This is a genomic window from Thermosipho ferrireducens, from assembly GCF_017358165.1.
Lineage (GTDB): Bacteria > Thermotogota > Thermotogae > Thermotogales > Fervidobacteriaceae > Thermosipho_B > Thermosipho_B ferrireducens.
The window spans coordinates 807,609-822,828 of sequence record NZ_CP071446.1; the positions used below are offsets into that span (position 1 = coordinate 807,609).

General features: G+C 34.7%; 13 protein-coding genes, 2 tRNA genes and 1 CRISPR repeat array. Of the genes, 10 read left to right on the forward strand and 5 right to left on the reverse strand.

The genetic code is table 11. The features are described from left to right. Positions 1-47 precede the first annotated feature (47 nt). The 6 genes from JYK00_RS03925 to JYK00_RS03950 all read left to right on the forward strand — a co-directional run bounded on the left by JYK00_RS03925 (position 48) and on the right by JYK00_RS03950 (position 6,799). Complete coding sequence (locus JYK00_RS03925) at positions 48-563, forward strand: TIGR00725 family protein (protein WP_207567385.1); 516 nt, start codon at positions 48-50, stop codon at positions 561-563. Beyond that, positions 563-1,438, forward strand: a complete 876-nt coding sequence (locus tag JYK00_RS03930; RefSeq protein WP_407701726.1) for a DMT family transporter — start codon at positions 563-565, stop codon at positions 1,436-1,438. Before JYK00_RS03925 ends, JYK00_RS03930 begins: the two co-directional genes overlap by 1 nt. Continuing rightward, a complete protein-coding gene (gene mreB, locus JYK00_RS03935; RefSeq protein ID WP_207567387.1) occupies positions 1,425-2,435 on the forward strand; it encodes a rod shape-determining protein in 1,011 nt (336 codons plus the stop codon). Before JYK00_RS03930 ends, mreB begins: the two co-directional genes overlap by 14 nt. Positions 2,436-2,444: 9 nt before the next feature. Beyond that, positions 2,445-3,188, forward strand: a complete 744-nt coding sequence (gene flgF / locus JYK00_RS03940; RefSeq protein WP_207567388.1) for a flagellar basal-body rod protein FlgF — start codon at positions 2,445-2,447, stop codon at positions 3,186-3,188. 20 nt (positions 3,189-3,208) lie between these two features. Further along, on the forward strand, positions 3,209-3,994 hold the full coding sequence (gene flgG, locus JYK00_RS03945; RefSeq protein WP_207567389.1) for a flagellar basal-body rod protein FlgG: 786 nt from the start codon (positions 3,209-3,211) through the stop codon (positions 3,992-3,994). A gap of 539 nt (positions 3,995-4,533) precedes the next feature. Further along, positions 4,534-5,338: direct repeats of the CRISPR family, unit length 30 nt; unit sequence GTTTAGCTTCTACCTATAAGGAATGAAAAC. Between the two features lie 282 nt (positions 5,339-5,620). Next, the gene (locus JYK00_RS03950) at positions 5,621-6,799 is read left to right on the forward strand and encodes an MFS transporter (RefSeq protein WP_207567390.1); all 1,179 of its coding nucleotides are present in this window, start codon (positions 5,621-5,623) and stop codon (positions 6,797-6,799) included. Positions 6,800-6,813: 14 nt separating this feature from the next. Here JYK00_RS03950 and mnmG read toward each other — a convergent pair whose 3' ends face one another. The 5 genes from mnmG to JYK00_RS03975 are packed head-to-tail and all read right to left on the reverse strand — an operon-like array spanning position 6,814 to position 13,439. Beyond that, positions 6,814-8,688 carry a tRNA uridine-5-carboxymethylaminomethyl(34) synthesis enzyme MnmG gene (mnmG, locus tag JYK00_RS03955; protein ID WP_207567623.1) on the reverse strand — a complete coding sequence of 625 codons (1,875 nt, stop codon included), beginning with the start codon at positions 8,686-8,688 and terminating at the stop codon, positions 6,814-6,816. A 23-nt stretch (positions 8,689-8,711) separates the two neighbouring features. After that, the gene (pyk, locus tag JYK00_RS03960; RefSeq protein WP_207567391.1) at positions 8,712-10,124 is read right to left on the reverse strand and encodes a pyruvate kinase; all 1,413 of its coding nucleotides are present in this window, start codon (positions 10,122-10,124) and stop codon (positions 8,712-8,714) included. Continuing rightward, positions 10,121-11,371, reverse strand: a complete 1,251-nt coding sequence (locus JYK00_RS03965) for a DUF5693 family protein (protein WP_207567392.1) — start codon at positions 11,369-11,371, stop codon at positions 10,121-10,123. Before JYK00_RS03965 ends, pyk begins: the two co-directional genes overlap by 4 nt. Beyond that, complete coding sequence (locus JYK00_RS03970) at positions 11,337-12,551, reverse strand: hypothetical protein (RefSeq protein ID WP_207567393.1); 1,215 nt, start codon at positions 12,549-12,551, stop codon at positions 11,337-11,339. The genes JYK00_RS03965 and JYK00_RS03970 overlap by 35 nt, the downstream gene beginning before the upstream one ends. A 9-nt stretch (positions 12,552-12,560) precedes the next feature. Next, positions 12,561-13,439 (reverse strand): RluA family pseudouridine synthase, encoded by an 879-nt coding sequence (locus JYK00_RS03975; protein WP_207567394.1) that lies wholly within the window; start codon positions 13,437-13,439, stop codon positions 12,561-12,563. Positions 13,440-13,953: 514 nt separating this feature from the next. Here JYK00_RS03975 and JYK00_RS03980 point away from each other — a divergent pair. From JYK00_RS03980 to rpsG, 4 genes are all read left to right on the forward strand, one after another. Further along, positions 13,954-14,028 (forward strand) — tRNA-Val (locus JYK00_RS03980). A gap of 45 nt (positions 14,029-14,073) precedes the next feature. Then, positions 14,074-14,148: transfer RNA gene (locus JYK00_RS03985), tRNA-Gln, on the forward strand. 197 nt (positions 14,149-14,345) lie between these two features. Then, positions 14,346-14,720, forward strand: coding sequence for a 30S ribosomal protein S12 (rpsL, locus tag JYK00_RS03990; protein ID WP_207567395.1), 375 nt, complete (start codon positions 14,346-14,348; stop codon positions 14,718-14,720). 18 nt (positions 14,721-14,738) lie between these two features. Next, positions 14,739-15,206, forward strand: a complete 468-nt coding sequence (gene rpsG / locus JYK00_RS03995) for a 30S ribosomal protein S7 (RefSeq protein ID WP_207567396.1) — start codon at positions 14,739-14,741, stop codon at positions 15,204-15,206. Positions 15,207-15,220: the final 14 nt, after the last annotated feature.

Consider the following 15,220-nt stretch of genomic DNA (forward strand, 5'->3'; position numbering starts at 1 on the left):
ATATTAAATGCGGGGAATTATCCCCGCATTTTTGAAAGGAGGAAATAATGAAAAGAGTAGCGGTTATTGGATATTCTGGAAATCCGCATTTATTTTCCCTTTCTTTAAAAGAGTTGTGTATAGAAATTGGAAAAGAATTAGGAAAAAAATACATTGTCTATACCGGGGGAAGAGACGGAGTTATGGAACTTGTATCAAAAGGGGTAAAAGAAGTAGGCGGTGTGAGCCTGGGCATTCTTCCTTTTGAGGAGGATGGAAATAAGTATGTTACACATCAGATACAAACGGGCCTGGATTTTCAAATGCGTTCTTTTATACTTGTTAAAAATGTAGATGTGGTTGTATCAATTGGTGGTGAAATAGGAACAGCTATAGAAATATTGGGGGCGTATTCTAATAGAAAACCTGTAATTTTAATGTCAGGAACAGGAGGCTGGACAGATAGGATCCAGAAAGTTCTTATAGAAGGGAAATATTTAGATAATAGAAAATTGGCGGTTGTATATAAAGCAACCAGCATTTTAGAAATGTTAAAAATACTGGAAAAAACTATCGGAGAGTGATATCTGTGGCAAGATATCTTGGATTAATAATAGTTATATTACTCTGGGGATTATCGTTTATTGCTACGAGGATAGTTGTAGGTTCAATATCGCCACTTACCGCAGCTTTAGTAAGATTTTTAGTAGCTCTGGTTACGTTACTTGTTGTACCCAGAAAAAGAAAAATACAACTTTTTAATATACACAAGATTTTAGCAGGTTTTTGGGGAATTACTGCATATTTTGCTGCGGAAAATATTGCTTTAAAATTCACCAGTCCAACAAATGCTGCAATGATTGTTTCCACAGCACCAATATGGTATGTGATGTTTACTCACTTTGTTTATAAGAAAAAAACAAATATTTTTCACTATTTAGGTTCGTTTATTGCTCTTATTGGAGTTTTTGTTGTTATACTTAATGGTAGAATATATTTAAAGGTTAATCCCATAGGAGATGCCCTGGCTTTTCTGGCAGCGTTTTCATGGGTGTTTTATACGCATCATATTGTAAAGTTAAAGGATAGTTCTTCTATAGCGGCAATATTTGAAATCACGTTTTGGGGAGTTGTAACTTTAATTCCTTTCTCTCTATTTGAAGTTGCAATAAGTCCGGCTATTGTAGTAAACTTTAAAGGTATTGTTGGGCTTTTATATCTTGGAGTTTTATGTTCTGCTCTGGGATATGTGTTGTGGAACAAATCTATTGAGACACTTGGTGATAGAACAACAACTAATGCAGTTTATATAATTCCTGTTGTTACGGCGGTTTCAGAGGTTATAATTTTCAAAAGACTTCCAACATTGTTGTTAATTTTAGGGACATTTTTAGTAGTGATAGGTCTTTATCTATTTGAAAAGCATGAAGAAAGGAGCGAAACATATGGGAAAGAATGACCTTGGAATTGATCTGGGAACAGCAAATTTTATAGTTTATCAAAAAGGAAAAGGAATAGTGCTTTACGAGCCTTCTGTTGTTGCTATTTCGAAAAATACTGATAAGATAATAGCTATTGGTGAGGAAGCTAAAAAGATGCTTGGAAAAACACCGGAAGATAATATACTTGCTGTACGTCCAATGAAAGATGGGGTAATAGCAGATTATACAATAATTTCTGAAGTTTTAAAACTTTTTATAAGGCGAGTTACGAAAGGTTTCTTCTTTAAACCTGATATAGTAATAGGTATTCCTGCAAAAACCACGACTGTTGAAAAAAGGGCAGTTTTTGATGCAGCAATTAATGCCGGCGCTAAAAAAGTGTTTGTAGTTTCTGAACCACTTGCAGCAGCGATTGGTGCCGGTATAGATGTAACTCAACCAGAAGGTAATATGGTAATTGATATTGGTGGTGGGACAACAGATATAGCTGTAATAAGTCTTGGGGGAATTGTTGTAGGAGATTCTATAAAACTTGCTGGTAATGCGATGGATGAAATAATTATAAAAAGTGTAAGAAAGCTGTTAGGACTTGTCATTGGAGAATCTACAGCAGAAGAAGTTAAGATTAGAATTGGAAAAGCTCATGAAGAGGTTGAAGATTTCGAAATGACTATTAAAGGAAGAGATGCTGTGACTGGATTACCAAGAACAGATGTTATAAACTCTCAAGGTGTTTATAAAATGTTGAGACCTATTATTGACAATCTCATTGCGAGAATAAAAGTCGTGCTGGAAAAAACACCACCAGAACTTTCAGCTGATATTATGGAAAAAGGTATAGTATTAACAGGTGGAGGAGCTTTACTAAGAGGCATTGATAAAGCCATATACGAAGAAATAGGGGTACCGTGCCGAATAGCAGAAGATCCTTTAACCTGTGTTGCGCGAGGTACAGGAATTTTACTCGATGATGAAGAATTATTAAAAGAGGTGGCAATAACTTATCAACGTTGAGGTGATAAAATGTATCGAGGAGTGTACCTCGCGGCAATGGGGATGCTTGCGGATATAACAAAACTTGATACTCTTTCAAACAATTTATCCAATGCAAACACAACTGGATTTAAATCTGATGGGCTGGCGTTTAAAACCTATCTGAATAAAGAAATATACGCATTAAAACCAGAACCTGAAAACAAAAAAATGCGGTATATTAAGTTAGGTAGTTTTGAACAAGCCCTTGTTCTTGATGAAGTAAAAACCAACTTTTCGCAAGGAGTTCTGGAGCATACTGGCGTTCCAACAAATATGGCCATAGATGGTTCAGGCTTTTTTGTTGTAAAAAAAGGAGATAAAACGCTTTATACAAGAAATGGGGAATTTATATTAAACAACGAAGGTTATTTAACCACAAATGAGGGATATTATGTGCTCGACGTTAACGGAAAACCAATAAAACTCGATAGGGATTTTGAAATAGCAGATGATGGAACTATTGTTAATAACGGCAGGATTGTAAAAATAGCAATTGTAGAACTTGATAATCTACAAAAGCTTGGGAACACCTTCTTCACGGGTTCCCCAAAAACAATTAGAAAACAATTTAGGATTTTGCCAGGATATGTAGAAAAATCAAATGTGGACATAGTAAAAAATATGGTTAAAATGATAGAAGCAACCAGACATTATGAGGTTCTTGCAAAAGCTATTGTGGTTCACGACGAACTTCTCAACAAATCGGTTAATTCTGTGGGAACCCTCAGGTAGAATATGAAGGAGGTGTTGGAATGATAAACGGACTTTATACAGCGGCAACGGGAATGTGGGCACAGCAATTTAAATTGGATACTCTTTCAAATAATATAGCTAATGTCGATACTGCGGGTTATAAAAAAGTGAAAGCAGAATTTCAGGATCTATTATACGATTATTCAAAAAACGCAGGAGCAGCGACTGCTCAAAATTCACTTCATCCAACAGGATTGTACGTTGGCCATGGAACAAGACTTGCGGCGACCACTCGAGTATTTACACAGGGAAATCTTGAAAACACAGGAAACTCGACGGATTTAGCGATCTCAGGTGACGGTTTCTTTCAGATACAACTTCAAGACGGAAGAATCGCGTATACAAGAGATGGCCAGTTCAAAATAGACGGTAATGGAAGAATAATTACAAGTAATGGACATTTGCTTTCACCGAATATGGTAATACCTCAAAATGCTGTTGCTATAAACGTATCACCAGATGGAATAGTTACTGCCGAACTTCAAGATGGTACCATTCAAAATATTGGTACTATAACTCTTGTCAGGTTTGTAAATCCATCCGGGTTAAAAGCAATAGGAGATAACCTTTTCCTGGAAACTCCAGCAAGTGGAGCGCCAATTGAGGGGACACCTGGTCAGGATGGGTTTGGTTCACTGCTTCAGGGATATGTGGAAAAATCAAACGTAGACATAGTTAAAGAAATGGTAGATATGATAAGTGCCATGAGAGCATACGAGCTTAATTCAAGAACCATTCAAACAGCGGACGAAATGCTAAGAACCGCCAGTGGATTAAAGAGATAATTATAGCGTTAAAGTTATAGAGTAAGAACAGGCCCCATAGGGGCCTGTTTTTTTGGTCATATGTAAAAGTTAGCGAGGGTTGCTCTCCGCCCATGTCATTCCGAACCCGAAGGGTGAGGAATCTTAATTGGCGAGATTAGCAAGAGTTAGCAAGGTTGGTAAAATAAGATCCTTCGTCGCTAACGCTCCTCAGGATGACATCCCCCTCGCATATGCTCGGGATGACACTCTTTTTTATGTCATTCCGAGGAGTTCAGCGACGAGGAATCTTAAATAATAAAATTAACAAAATATCTCTATATCACCCTCGTTCACCATCCGTTAACATTTTATATCTAAACCAGCGTGAATAAACAACCACGCTTTCTTAACATTGTAAAGTTTAAGTAAACGAGTGAAAAATGGTGAAAAACAGCCAATTTTATCGGGACAAAAAACGCACGTAAAGGCGCATAAATAAACGACTTTACTTTTAATTAACTTCTTTCTAATCGGAATGTAACTTTTCGCAAAGCCTTATATTATATAATTTCTTACGGGTTTAGCTTCTACCTATAAGGAATGAAAACAAATATGGCGTTTTTGCAGCGATAAACATCATTTTGGGTTTAGCTTCTACCTATAAGGAATGAAAACTGTTTTCAAAAGTTCGAATTCCTCATCGGTAAGTCGGTTTAGCTTCTACCTATAAGGAATGAAAACACGCACGTGCTGCCAATACAGACAGCACGTGCTGTTAACTGTTTAGCTTCTACCTATAAGGAATGAAAACAGATAATTACTTATTAATTCTTCACTATTTTCTGGATAAGTTTAGCTTCTACCTATAAGGAATGAAAACGCTTTTTATATAATCACTATTTAATCTCATACTTAAATCTTCGTTTAGCTTCTACCTATAAGGAATGAAAACTAAAATCTTACCTGTTGCGTAATCAACGACCGCTTCATACCGTTTAGCTTCTACCTATAAGGAATGAAAACCATATCTATTAACTTTTTTAGCTGGATCATCTCTTAAAGGTTTAGCTTCTACCTATAAGGAATGAAAACTTTTTTTCTCCCTTAAAAATTGCCATAAAATCCCCTCCTTTTGGTTTAGCTTCTACCTATAAGGAATGAAAACTTTTGATCATACACATTAATCTCATATACATTCCTTTTCCGTTTAGCTTCTACCTATAAGAAATGAAAACTAAATTTTTTTTTCTAAAACTTTAATGAAAACATAGATGTGCTCGTTTAGCTTCTACCTATAAGGAATGAAAACAAAACTACTATCACGTTGCATCCCCTGCCAAGGGAGTTACCTCCGTTTAGCTTCTACCTATAAGGAATGAAAACCATACAACTTTTCGATTTTTTCCTTATATCGATTGAGAAATGAAAACTAAACAAGCGAGCTTTGAAGCTCGCTTTTTTGTTGGACTTGATAATAAATTAGATGGAAATGAAAATGTGGAGATTTGGAATAATAAAGTAACAAAGATAAGAGGCAGATAAAAAGAGTGAAACATATAAAAGAAAGAATATTAAAATAGGTTTGTATAATTTTATTAAAATTTGACAATTTCTTATTAAATGATACAATATATTTTAATTATTATAAAGAAAGGGGATAGGGAAATGGATATTTCTGTTAATATTAGAGTTTATCGACTTTTTAAACTATTTATAAATTTGCTTATTATTGGACCTATTTTAGTTCCTTTTATGTTATACAAAGGATTGTCTTACTTTCAAATTTTATCTCTGCAAACGATTGCAAGAATAGCGGTTATTGTTTTTGAGATTCCCACGGGGACAATTGCAGACAAAATTTCAAGAAAAATTTCTATCTTTTTTTCAGGAATATTTGCGGCTATAAGTATTTTGTTATACATTTTTGGGTGGAATTTCTGGACTTTTGCAGTAGCAGAAGTATTGTTTGGGATAGGTGCTACATTTTATTCAGGAGCCGATAGCGCCCTTCTTTTTGAAAGTTTGAAAAAGATGGGGAAAGAGAAGGAATTTCACACAATTCAGGGTGGTACCGATTCTTTAGTGTTTTTTTCTCTGGGAGTGGGGTCAATATTTAGTAGTATGTTATATAAAATAAATCCATATTATCCATGGTGGTTTAGTTTTGGATTTGTAATATTTGCGTCTTTTATATCTTTGTTTTTTGTGGAACCTGAAAGGGAAAAAAGTGAACATAAATATTCTAAACATATTCTGGAAAGTTTTAATATTGTCTGGAGTAAAAAAAGAGTTTTGTGGGCAATTTGTTTTGCTATGTTCAGTGGAACGTTTCTTGGGTTGAGTTTTTGGTTGTATCAACCATATTTTGAGTTTGTTGATATCGATGTTTTTTATTATGGGGCGATATTTTTCGGGTTTAATTTAATTGCTTCTTTTTCTTCAAAGTTTCTTGTAAAAAAATATAAAGATAGAAGACCACGACGTGTTTTACTGGTTTTAAGCACTTTATTTGCCGTGTCTTTTACCATGCCGGTTATTTTGGTTTCAAAAGTTTCTATCTTATTCTTTTCTTTGCAACAAATGTTTAGAGGTGCTGCTTCACCATTCTTAAAGTTTTATGTAAATCTTGAAGTAGAAGATAAATTTCGAGCCACTGTTCTTTCAATTGCGAGTCTGGCAGGAAGTTTAGCTTTTGCCATTTTTGCACCATTTTTTGGAAAATTGCTGGATAACGCTGGAGTAAGATTTACTTATATTACTATTTCTGTTTTGTCATGGGTAAGTGTTATAGGTTTGTATTATTTGAGAAAAAGACAGAAAAGGAAATTATCAATAGAAATTTAAGTTGATTCCTGCAATTATTTATTAATGTAACTTATTATATTTGTTATATCAGAAGGTGTTACTCCTGGTATACGCATGGCTTGTCCAATAGAACGTGGGGTAATTTTTTTAAGTTTTTCTCGTGCCTCTGTTGATAAATTAGGGACTTTATCAAAGTTTATGCTGGATATATCGACAGATTCATATTTTTCGAAAATTCTAACATCTTCAAGCATTTTTTCTATATATCCTTCATATTTAAGCGAAATTTCTAACTGTTCTATGATCTCTCGATCCGTAATTGGTTCAGGATCAAAACTGGACAGGTCTTTGTAATTTATTTCAGGTCTTTTTAGTAAATTTGCGAGTCTTGTTCCTTCTTTTATAGGAGTTGTGCCAAGTTCTTCAAGCTTTTTGTTTATTTCACCACTAGCTGGTATTTTAACGTTTTGCAATCGCTGAAGCTGGTAATTTATATCTTTTTCCAGTTTTATAACTTTTTCATAGAACCATTTTGGTATTAGCCCAACTTCGTATCCATATTTTGTAAGTCTTAAGTGTGCGTTGTCATGGCGAATTAGTAATCGATATTCAGCTCTTGAAGTTAAAAGTCTGTAAGGTTCGTCAACACCTTTTGTTACAAGATCGTCGATCATTATTCCTATGTAACTTTCCGTTCGTTTCAGTACAAGTTGATTTCCTCCAAGAATTTTCATGGCAGCGTTTATTCCCGCAATGAGTCCCTGCCCTGCGGCTTCTTCGTATCCACTTGTTCCATTAATTTGACCTGCAAAGTATAGTCCTTCTATTATTTTGGATTCAAGTGTTGGGAAAAGCTGGGTGGGATCTATGTAATCATATTCAATGGCGTATGCCGGCCGAACAATAACTACATTTTCAAGACCCGGGATTGTTCTGAGCATTTGAATTTGCGCGGCATAAGGTAAACTTGTAGATAGGCCGTTTAAATAGTATTCTTCACTGTTTTTACCTTCAGGTTCAACAAATACCTGATGACTGTCACGATTAAATTTAATTATTTTATCTTCAATTGAAGGACAATATCTTGGGCCAATGCTCTGGATGAGTTTAATTTCCCCATATAATGGGGAATATATGAGGTAATCTTTTATTACTTTATGTGTTGAGGGATTTGTGTGAGTTAACCAGCAAGGGAAATTTTTTGAAAGTAGTTTAGGTTCACTAAAGTATGAAAAATTTCTTGGAATGTCATCTGTATCCTGTCTGGTCATTTTTGAGAAATCAATGCTGTTTTTTAAAACCCTGGCAGGAGTTCCTGTTTTAAATCTTCCAAGTTTGAAGCCAAGTTCTTTTAAAGAAAGACTTAATCCTTTTGATGGAAAGTCTCCCATTCTTCCAGCTTCCATAGTGCTTCTACCTATAAATATCTTTCCTCTTAAAAATGTTCCTGTGGTAAGAATGACAACTCTGGATTTATAATCTATTCCAAATGAATCTACAACTCCTTCAATTTTTCCGTTTTTTACAAGTAATTTTTCGACTATACCAAATCGGAGGATAAGATTTTTCTGTTGCTGTAATTTCTTTTTCATTGTAAGTGAATATTCATATTTGTCTATTTGAGCACGTAGTGCACGCACAGCTGGACCTTTCCCTGTATTCAGCATTCTAACATTAATCATTGTATCATCTGTGGTTTTTGCCATTTCTCCGCCTAAAGCATCTATTTCTCTAACAACAATACCTTTTGCCGGTCCACCTACTGCAGGGTTGCATGGAGCCCAGCCTACATTATCAGGATTACCAGTTAAAAGCAATGTTTTTAAACCAAGTTTTGCAGTGGCAAGTGCTGCTTCAATTCCAGCATGACCGCCACCTACCACTATTACGTCGAATGTTTGATCATCTTCAGGTCTTTTGAAAAACAGAATTATACCTCCCTATTTGAATATTAGTAAACTTCTTGAATTTGAACAGTGTTGGTTGTTCCAGGTCTTCCCCACGGAATACCAGCGGTTATAACAACTTTATCACCTTTTGAGGCAAGATTGAGTTCTTTGGCTTTTTTCAATACTTCAGAGATCATTTCATCTGTAGAAGCGGTTTGATTTATCATTACAGGGATTATTCCCCACACGAGGCTTAGTTTGTAATAAGTTGATTCATTTGGAGTTGCCGCCATTATGGGGACTTTTGGACGCAGTCTTGCCACGTTGATAGCAGTGTTACCAGTGCTTGTTGCGGTTATAATGAGTTTTGCATTTACATCGTATGTTAGATTATATACGGCATGAGATATGGCATCGGAAATGTTTTCTGAAATGTAGTATGTCCTTATCCATTCTAATTCTAACGAATCGTAACTGTGCATGAATTTTTCTGTTGTTCTTGCCACTTCATCCATTACTTTTACCGATTCTAAAGGATTTTTGCCAATAGATGTTTCGGCAGAAAGCATAACTGCGTCTGTTCCATCAAGAATGGCATTTGCGATATCTGAAATTTCAGCACGTGTTGGTGTTTCGTTTTTGATCATACTTTCTAACATCTGTGTTGCAGTTATAACTGGTTTTGCAAATCTATTAGCTGTTTCTATTATTTGTTTTTGCGCTATGGGCACTTTTGAAAGGGGTATTTCAACTCCAAGGTCTCCTCTTGCAACCATGACACCATCTGCTTCCTGGATAATTGAGTCTAAATTATCAAGAGCTTGAGCTGTTTCTATCTTTGCAATAACAGGTATACCATTACTTAAAGATTTTGCAAGACGAACATCAGATACTTTTCTCACAAATGAGAGAGCGAAATAATCTATACCCTCTTCGACACCAAGTTTTATAAACTGTTTGTCTTTTTCTGTAAGCGCAGGCATTGATATATCTATGCCAGGTAAATTAACTCCCCTGTGATGAGTTATTTTCCCACCTCTTAGAATTTTTGTTTCAATTTCGGTATCTGTTGTTCCAACAACTTCAAGTTCAATTGCTCCATCGTTTAATAATATTTTATCGCCTTTTTTTACTTCAAAAGGTAATCTTGAATAGTTAATATAAATTTTTTCTGTATTCCCCGGGATATCTTCTACAGTGAGTGTTAGATTATTCCCTTCCTGTAAAGTAACGTATTCAGTTTCGAGGATTCCTGTTCTTATTTTTGGTCCGGATAGGTCTAAAAGTATAGCAAACGGCACACCCATTTCTTCTCTGAGTTGTTTCATTCTTCTAATTCTTTTTTGGTGTATGTTTATAGTATCATGTGAAGAATTAAGTCTAAACACATTTACGCCAAGTTCAACAAGTTTTTTCAACATGTCTTCTGATTCAGTAGCTGGTCCTATTGTGGCTACGATTCGAGTTTTTCTCATGTTTTTACCCTCCTTCCAAAGTATATGATTCCATATATTGACAGGGCAATAAGTAATGTTATTATTTCCCTATAACCATTTATAAAGAGTGGGGCTCGAATATGGCAGAAAGTGTTAAATGTAGATACAAGAGCTATTGTTCCTAAAAGTTCAAACATGTCGAACCATATGCTGTCTTTTGATATTAATTGACTTCCAAATAAGAAAGGATACAAAAATAATTCTTTTGTTCTTGGACGTATTACGAAAAGATTTTCTACAAACTCTCGAAAGTTTCGTTCAAAGTTTAGTACCAGGTCGCTGTTTCCACTTCTTATTATATAATAAATTCCAGCAACGGCGAAGAATGGAATTATTATTTTTAAAACGCCTTTTATTTCCTGCTTTCTTTTCAATATAAACTTTAATAGCATTATGGCTGGAAGTAGTGAAATTGATAATTTTACCCCTCTATAGAGTTCTATATTGTTTAAAAAGTAAAATTCATACAGTGATAGATTGGTTAATATACCAAGTGAAAAATAAGCAAAAAATTTTTCGAAGTTGTTTTGTAGTCTGAAAAAAAGAACAACTGTTCCAATTATACTCACTGTTGAAACGTATATTGTATAAGAAAGAGGAAACAATATGAAGGCAAAAACTGCTGATGGAAAGAATATAAGTACATAAATGCCAAGGATTATACCAAAAAATTTGTATGGAAACAGTGGTTGTTCATATGGATGCGGGGAACTTATATTAAAAAACGAGGAAGCTTTTTCTCGAGCGATTTCAGTTAGTTTCGTTTCTGGTAGTATTATGAGATCTATACTTCTTTCTACCACAGCTCGCCATATTCTTTTGAACAATTTATTTTCTGTATAGTTTGTAAGTTCCTCTGGTTTTATATAGTGTGCGTAAATTATCTGGTTTTTAGGTATAAATTTTGCTATTTTCCTTGCCAGATTTTCCGAGATGTTGAACTCTAATATTCCAAGTTTTCGATTGCCTAATTTTTTGATAAACTCATTAAAGTTTACATTTTCGAGATCTTTTATAACAACGAATTGCGCTTTTTCAGGTATAGATTTTTCATGATTATCGTAAAAAAATAATCTTTCATCGTTCTGGAATATTATTAAGGTTTCCATGTTTTTTAAATCAGATGGTGTTCTATAAAATATTAAAAAAAGCGACAATATTGTAAAAACAAATACAGTCAGATGGGTTATTTTATGGGGAAATTCGTATAATTTTTTTATGTTCATCAGTAATCCACCTCTTAACTTCTGGCTTTACCCATGATTTTATATATGGGGTTTTAAATAAAAAGCCGCCTATGTTGATCCAGCGTTTTTCTCCAAAAAATTTGAACGCACTTTTCAAATTTTTCAAAGCGCGTATTTCCTTTTTTGCAAAAGAAAAGTTTCCAAAACTATCCTCTGAATACACTATTAAAACATTTAAACCTGTTGAGAGCTTTCGAATTCCACTTTCTATTTTTATACTGTTTAAAAGAGCGATAGTGTTAAATGATGTTTTATCTGAGGTGATTACTTTAATATAGTAATAGTTATCCGTTATTCTTTTGGTGACAATTTTCAGTGAAGGTGGTGTAGTGTCAGTTGATGTGATAGTTGTTATAGTAGAATTTATTGTACTTATTTCGTAAAAATTTTTCTTTCCTATGAAATTTATTGTTCCAAATTTTGTATTATTTCCTATTTCCACGGTTTTTTCTACAAAAGTAATTGTTGAGGCAGGAATGAAAAGAGTTGTAGTGCTTGATGCTTCAAGTCCGAGCTGGTCCATGGCTACTGCTAAAATAGTATATGTTCCTGATGGCAAAATCCCCATATGATCGGAAATGTTTCCGTTTATGTAAGTTTTAATAGTTAATTGTCCTTTGTCCATACCACTTACTGCGTAAAAACCAGCGTCTGGAAATATGAATGTGGATATTTTAACGGAAGGTTTTTCTGGAGTTATATCGTATTTTCCGTAATAAATTTCAAGATCTGGAAGTTCAAATTCTTTTAAAAAAAGTTCTAAATATTCATACAGTTTTTCCTTTGACATGAAGTTTTTTACATATATTTTGTTAGAATATATTTCTACTGGATAGTTGTCTATTATTACGTCATTTATTTTATTGGTAAGAAACCAGTCCTTTAATGTTTCAAATAAATCTGAAGGAATTTTAATTGTTCCATTCGTTCCTATGGTTTGTCCATCCTTTAAAACAAGAAGATTACCAGGAAGATTCACATTGGGAATATTGATCCCTTTATAATATCTTACAATTTTTCCACGATATGGCTGGGCATTTCCTTGAAAAGAATAAATCTTACCGTTGAAAAATACGGTATGATTGTATGTATTAAAGTATATGTTTGTTCCAAAAGAAAAAGTGAAAATGAGTATGTATAGAAAGATTAGATATTTCAATTTAACACCTCATTTGTTTTCCAGTTTTTTTAGCACGATTTTTAGATCTTCGGGGATTTCCGTGTTTATATTTATAAATTTGTTGTTAAAGTAAAAAGCCATTCGCTTGCAATGAAGAAAATAGCGCTTTAATCCATATAACCTTCTAAATTCATGGTTTAATTTTCGTTTTCCATACAAATCATCGCCAACGACTGGATGATTTATTAAAGAAAAATGGCGCCGGATTTGATGTTTTCGACCAGTTTTTATTTTGACACATAATTTTGTGAAAACGCCAAGTTCTGTTTCATATAAGTTTAAAGGTTTGTAATAAGTTACTGCTTCTAAATTATCAAGAGATAATTTAATTTCACCGCTTCTGGAAATTTTTCCAGCAACTAATGTGATATATTCTTTCTCTACTTCACGATTAGATATTAACTTTCCCATTTTTCGAGCAGCTTCTGGATTTTTAGCTACTATGAGCACACCAGAAGTATGCTTGTCTAATCTATGGACTAAATATGGTTCAAAATTATTTTGATTTCCATAATACATCAAACCTTCAATAATTGTCGCTATATGCACACCTTTTCCAGGGTGAATAGGAATTCCTGGTTTTTTATTTATGATAAGCAGATTGCTATCTTCATAAATTACGTCGAGTTCCATGGGGATAGGCCTTAGCTTGTAATTTGTTTTACGATTGTATTTTGATATATCGGTAAATATTTCAACTTCATCTCCTATTTCGAGTTTAAAAGACGGAGTTTTAACTCTTTTTCCATTTACTTTGACAAAACCTTTTCTTATTAGTTTATATATAGCATTTAATGGTATGTTTTCATGAGTTTTTCTCAGAAATTTATCAAGACGTGAATAATAGTTTTTTTCTGTGACTTTCACGATAACCTCCTCATTTTTTTAATCTTTCATGAATATTATACCCTATAAATTAATTAAAAGGGTAATTTGAGTAATATTTTAAAATTAATAGGCGAGATTGGCAAATAAGATCCCTCGTCACTTCGTTCCTCGGGATGACAAAAAAAGAGAAAGTCATTTCAGGGAACGTAGTGACAAAGAATACCTTCATACATGTCATTCCGAGAACGCACACGACGAGGAATCTAACCCACCCATGTCATTCCAAGGAGCGAATGCGATGAGGAATCTAACCCACCTATGTCATTCCGAACCCGAAGGGTGAGGAATCTTATAATTAACGAGGCTGGCTATGTTGGTAAAAGAATTGGCAAGGCCTGTCCTGAAGAACGTGATGACGAAGGATCTTGCGAGTGTTGGTGGGAATAGTGAAAGAGAAAGAAGAAGGCGAAAAATAATATCCAATTACTTGACAGTGACCTTCCTTCGATAAACCTTGACAAGTTGAATAGATATGTTAAAATATTTTCGGCTTGGGTGCGTAGCTCAGTGGGAGAGCGCTTCCTTGACGCGGAAGAGGTCGCAGGTTCAATCCCTGCCGCACCCACCAGAGGGGCCGATGGCCCCTTTTAAAATCTTTACCTGTCATGGAAGTTGGGGCGTCGTCTAACTGGCAGGACACTGGACTTTGGCTCCAGCAGTGTAGGTTCGAGTCCTACCGCCCCAGCCAGAGGGCTGATAAAGCCCTCTTTTTTTGCCTGTGGTTTAAAATGTTTAAAACGCACGAAAGCGTGGACGAAACAAAAAGTTCACGTATTTTTCAAGACAAATTTTTTTATAATGTTTATAATGTTAATGGTATGTTATTCTTTGCGGCGTGGCTGAAAATAATTTAAAAGTGAAGAGCAGTTTGAAGGGAGGGTTTAGATGCCTACTATAAACCAATTGGTAAGGCATGGTAGAAAAGTTATAAAAAGTAAATCGAAATCGCCTGCTTTGCAAGGGCATCCTCAAAAAAGAGGAGTTTGTGTAAGGGTTTCTACTATGACACCTAAAAAACCGAACTCTGCTTTGAGGAAAATAGCAAGAGTTAGACTCAGTAATGGAATAGAAGTTACTGCATACATCCCTGGTATTGGACATAATTTACAGGAACACTCAGTAGTTCTTGTAAGAGGCGGAAGGGTTAAAGATCTGCCTGGTATAAGATACAAAATTATTCGTGGAGCATTGGATACAGCTGGTGTTGAGGGAAGAAAACAATCCAGAAGTAAATATGGTACAAAAAGACCAAAGAAATAATTTGGGAGGGAAATATAAATGAGGAGAAGAAGAGCGGAAATTAGAAAAGTCCCACCCGATCCAATTTACAATGATGTATTAGTTTCAAAGCTTATAAATAGAGTTATGTGGGATGGGAAAAAATCAATAGCACAAAAAATAGTATATAAAGCCATGGAAATACTCGGAGAAAAAACAAAGAAAAATCCTCTGGAAGCTTTGCATCAAGCAGTTGATAATGTAAGACCTATTGTAGAAGTTAGACCAAGAAGGGTTGGAGGAGCAACTTATCAGGTTCCAATTGAAGTTCAGGAGCCGAGAAAAACTTCTCTTGCTTTAAGATGGATTGTTGAAGCCGCAAGATCAAGGAAAGGAAAGCCAATGGCTGAAAAATTAGGAGAAGAACTTGTTAATGCGTTTAATAACACAGGTACCGCTATTAAAAAACGTGAAGATGTACATAGAATGGCAGAAGCCAACAGAGCCTTTGCTCACTTTAAGTGGTAAATTATAGGTTTGAG

Excerpts from the sequence above, each read along its gene's own strand:
- JYK00_RS03925 (WP_207567385.1), top strand. The coding sequence starts at position 48 with ATGAAAAGAGTAGCGGTTATTGGATATTCTGGAAATCCGCATTTATTT.
- mreB (WP_207567387.1), top strand. The coding sequence starts at position 1,425 with ATGGGAAAGAATGACCTTGGAATTGATCTGGGAACAGCAAATTTTATA.
- flgF (WP_207567388.1), top strand. The coding sequence starts at position 2,445 with ATGTATCGAGGAGTGTACCTCGCGGCAATGGGGATGCTTGCGGATATA.
- flgG (WP_207567389.1), top strand. The coding sequence starts at position 3,209 with ATGATAAACGGACTTTATACAGCGGCAACGGGAATGTGGGCACAGCAA.
- JYK00_RS03950 (WP_207567390.1), top strand. The coding sequence starts at position 5,621 with ATGGATATTTCTGTTAATATTAGAGTTTATCGACTTTTTAAACTATTT.
- pyk (WP_207567391.1), bottom strand. The coding sequence starts at position 10,124 with ATGAGAAAAACTCGAATCGTAGCCACAATAGGACCAGCTACTGAATCA.
- JYK00_RS03965 (WP_207567392.1), bottom strand. The coding sequence starts at position 11,371 with ATGAACATAAAAAAATTATACGAATTTCCCCATAAAATAACCCATCTG.
- rpsL (WP_207567395.1), top strand. The coding sequence starts at position 14,346 with ATGCCTACTATAAACCAATTGGTAAGGCATGGTAGAAAAGTTATAAAA.
- rpsG (WP_207567396.1), top strand. The coding sequence starts at position 14,739 with ATGAGGAGAAGAAGAGCGGAAATTAGAAAAGTCCCACCCGATCCAATT.